Here is a 3,681-nt window from a genome sequence, read left to right as displayed (position 1 = left end):
ATACCTTGCTGGCTGCCGGTCTGAGCCTCATCGTGGGCGGAATGCTGGCCGTGCTGGTACTCGTGGTGCACGGCGAGCTGCTTTCCACGTTATGCCGATATGGCGCCATGGTGAAGACCCTCATTTACTCCCATACCTGGTGCTATGTGCCACCCGAATCCGGGGAGGCCGCTGCGATGCGAATGCCATATGCGATAGCCGTCGCAGGCGGGACCCTGGTGGCGCTTTGGCGCTTGTCGGAGTCAGGACGGCTAGTGCCCATGTGGGGATCGTGATGGACGCGCTGATGCGAGAAACTTCGCCCCCGGCGTCCGAGTCTGCGCTCGCCGACTCGCGCGCACGCCTGGCGCCACGGCCGCGTACATCGGAAGAAACGGGATTGACCGAGTCCTTTCTCGCGGACCTGGTCGCGAAGCACCTGTTCGAAGGGGGTGTTCTGGACGTGCGCCAGCTTTCCGAGCGCACCGCTCTGGCGGGGCCGATCTTGGAACAGGTGCTGGCATTCATGCGCGGCGAGGCGTGGATCGAGGTACGCCGCGGCAGTAGCGACAGTGTCGGTGTACGCTATGCGCTCACCGACCGTGGCCGGGCGGGGGCCCTCGATGCGCTGATGAGGAGCGGCTACGTCGGTCCGGCACCGGTGCCATTACCCGACTATGTGCGGGTGGTGGAAGCACAATCCGTGCACACGAATGTCATCACGCGCGAAAAACTGCGCGCGGCGTTCTCCGACGTGGTGATCCGGGAGGCATTGTTGCACCAACTCGGTCCGGCGGTGCACTCGGCCCGACCGATTTTCGTATACGGGCCGTCCGGCACGGGCAAGAGCTATATCAGCCGGCGTCTCGCCCGCCTTCTGGGCAACGATGTCCTGGTTCCGTACGCTATCTCGTCCGGCGAGACGGTGATCCAGGTTTTCGACCCGGCGGTGCACTTTGCTACCAACGGAATCGGCACCGTACCCGGTGTGATGCTGGACGCCGGCCATGATCCGCGCTTGGTTCTCTGCCGACGCCCGTTCGTCGTCACCGGTGGCGAGTTGACCCTTGACCTGCTGGAAGTGCGCTACGAGGACGCGACCAGGCAATACCATGCGCCGCTTCAACTCAAGGCCAACAACGGCATGTTTCTGATCGATGACTTGGGGCGCCAGCGCGTGGCAACTGTGGACCTGTTGAATCGCTGGATCATACCCATGGAAGAGCAACGGGATTTTCTCAACGTCGGGGCGGGCAAACACTTTCAAGTTCCCTTTGACATGGTGCTGATGTTCTCCACCAACATGAATCCCTTGGAGCTGGCGGACGAAGCCTTTCTACGGCGTCTGGGATACAAGATTCACTTTGGCGACGTGGATGCCAAAGAGTACGAGGAAATTTGGCGGCAAGTATGTCGGGAGAAAGGGATTTCGTTCGATCGAGAGTTGCTGAACTTTGTGCTCCAGAATCTGCACGGCAGGCACGGGGTACCATTGCTCCCTTGTCATCCTCGAGATCTCCTGGGCTTCGCTCTAGATCAGTGTTTCTACGAGGGCAAACCGAATGATCTTACCGCAAAACGGATGCTATGGGCTTGGAATAACTACTTCATAAAGTCTTTTGACGAGCGCTCGAAACTGGAAGAGGGAACAGCGCGATAGGTGCCGGAATCACTGTGAAGCAGGGAGTATTGTCATGAGGAAAGGTAGAGTGTTCTTACTGTTGAGCGTCGCGCTCATGTTGAGCGCTGGCGCGGCATGGGTCGCGAACAAATGGATACTGCAGCGCACAATGCCGGCAGCGGAAGCGAGCATGGGCACAACGGTGGTGGCTGCTGCGTTAAAGATCCCGTTTGGACAAAAAATCGAACTCGCTCACATCAAGATCGTTCCCATGCCGGACAATTTGATCCCGGACGGTGCATTTCATGATGTCAGCAAGGTCGAGGGGCGAATTGCGAAGCAAGAGTTGCTTCCCGGAGAAATCATACTGGAGGGGCGAGTTGCCCAAACCCACGGGGGAAGTACCCTCGCGGCTGTTTTAGATCCCAAGATGCGAGCCATCACCTTGCGGGTTAACGACGTCATCGGGGTCGCAGGCTTTCTGGCGCCGAGTAACAGAGTAGATATTCTCGCCACCCGCCGGAATGGCAAAAATCGGCCGGTGACACAGACGCTTCTTAAAAACATCAAGGTGCTAGCGGTGGACCAGACGGCCAACCCGGGAAAGAATGAACCTGTCATTGTCCGTGCTGTGACCATGGAAATGTCTCCCCGGCAGTCCGAGGCACTTGTCAACGCCAGATCCGAAGGCTCGATTCAGCTGACGTTACGCAATCCTCTTGCTGATTCGAAGGTCGCGCCAAAAAGCCAGACGAACAAGAAAAAGATACAAAATAAAAAGAAGCACACTAGTCATCCTCCAGGCACGGTGACCATCATACGTGGGACCAAGGTAAACAAGACGAAGGTTAAAATCTAATGAGGTTTCCCAGCGCTGTGTAAACCTCGAGAAGATAAGTACTCGCCATGAAGAGAAAAATTACAGCTAGCTTTTTGTTCGGAGCGAATATCAACGATAGATCATCTTTCGCTGCAGCAGCATTATTATGCCTGCTTGTACTGAGTTTGTACTATCCTGCGATCAGTAATGCACAGCAAGTGACGGACTGGATACCAAGACCTGAATCCGGATTGACGCTGGAGGTTCCGCTCTTCAAGTCCCGCATACTTCAGCTGAAGACGCCGGTAAAAAAGATTTCCATCGGCAATCCTGCGATCGCCGATATCCTGATTTTACGCGCCCAACAAATTTATGTGGTGGGTAAAGCACTGGGAACCACCAACGTTGTGCTTTGGGACAGAGACGATCGGGTCATTACCACCGTAAATTTGGAAGTCACGCACGATCTGGCCACGTTGAAGCGCAAGCTGCACGAGTTGTTGCCGACCGAAAATATCGAGGTGCGTTCGTCTCAGAGATCGCTGGTTTTAAGCGGCCAAGCGTCCAGCTTGGTGAAGATGGAGGCGGCGTTAGAGTTGGCACGCAGCTTTCTACCGACGGGCCAGCGCGGAGGAAAAGATAAGGGCGGCGCCGCGGGGGGAGTGGTGAATTTCATGCAGATCGGTGGAGCGCAGCAGGTGATGCTGGAAGTCAAAGTCGCCGAGCTCAGTCGTACACTCGGGAGGATTTTCGATATCGATTTCAATGCCATACTCAACTCGAGCAACCTGGCCTTCGGACTTGTAAGTGGCGGCGCAGTCGTCCCTTCCGGTATACCTTTGGGGGCGGATGTTCCGCTTGATATCAGCGACAATGGAGTATTCGCCAATTTCGAAAGCGGCGACTTCATGTTCAATTCCGTTCTCAATGCGGCAAGGGATAAGGGCCTGGCAAAGATTCTCGCCGAGCCCACGCTGACGACACTGACGGGGCAAGAGGCCACGTTTATTTCCGGAGGTGAATTCCCGATTCCGGTCCCCGGCGGCGGAGGTGTAGGCGCCGCACCCACCATAGAATTCAAGGAATTCGGTATTGCATTGAGGTTTCTACCCACAATATTGGATTCGGGGCGTATCAATCTCAAAGTCAACGTCACCGTGAGCGAGTTGGCTGAAGCCAATAGCGTGGTACTCAGTTCGTCAGGAGCATCGGAGAGCTTCTTCGTGCCGGCTTTGACCAAACGCAGCGCGTCCTCTACCGT

4 protein-coding genes are annotated in these 3,681 nt (G+C 56.3%); all 4 read left to right on the top strand.

The window, feature by feature from the left end; genetic code table 11:
• On the top strand, positions 1-275 hold a 275-nt coding region (locus O6944_04280), incomplete at its 5' end, for a hypothetical protein (GenBank protein MCZ6718357.1).
• A complete protein-coding gene (locus tag O6944_04275; GenBank protein ID MCZ6718356.1) occupies positions 275-1,639 on the top strand; it encodes an AAA family ATPase in 1,365 nt (454 codons plus the stop codon). The genes O6944_04280 and O6944_04275, both read left to right, overlap by 1 nt.
• Positions 1,640-1,673: 34 nt before the next feature.
• Complete coding sequence (gene cpaB / locus O6944_04270) at positions 1,674-2,459, top strand: Flp pilus assembly protein CpaB (GenBank protein MCZ6718355.1); 786 nt, start codon at positions 1,674-1,676, stop codon at positions 2,457-2,459.
• A gap of 47 nt (positions 2,460-2,506) precedes the next feature.
• A partial coding sequence (locus O6944_04265; protein MCZ6718354.1) for a pilus assembly protein N-terminal domain-containing protein occupies positions 2,507-3,681 on the top strand: 1,175 nt, incomplete at its 3' end.

This window comes from Gammaproteobacteria bacterium (assembly GCA_027296625.1).
GTDB lineage: Bacteria > Pseudomonadota > Gammaproteobacteria > JAKEHO01 > JAKEHO01 > JAKEHO01.
The sequence above is the reverse complement of the archived record's forward strand: the minus strand, read 5'-3'. Positions and strand labels throughout refer to the sequence as shown.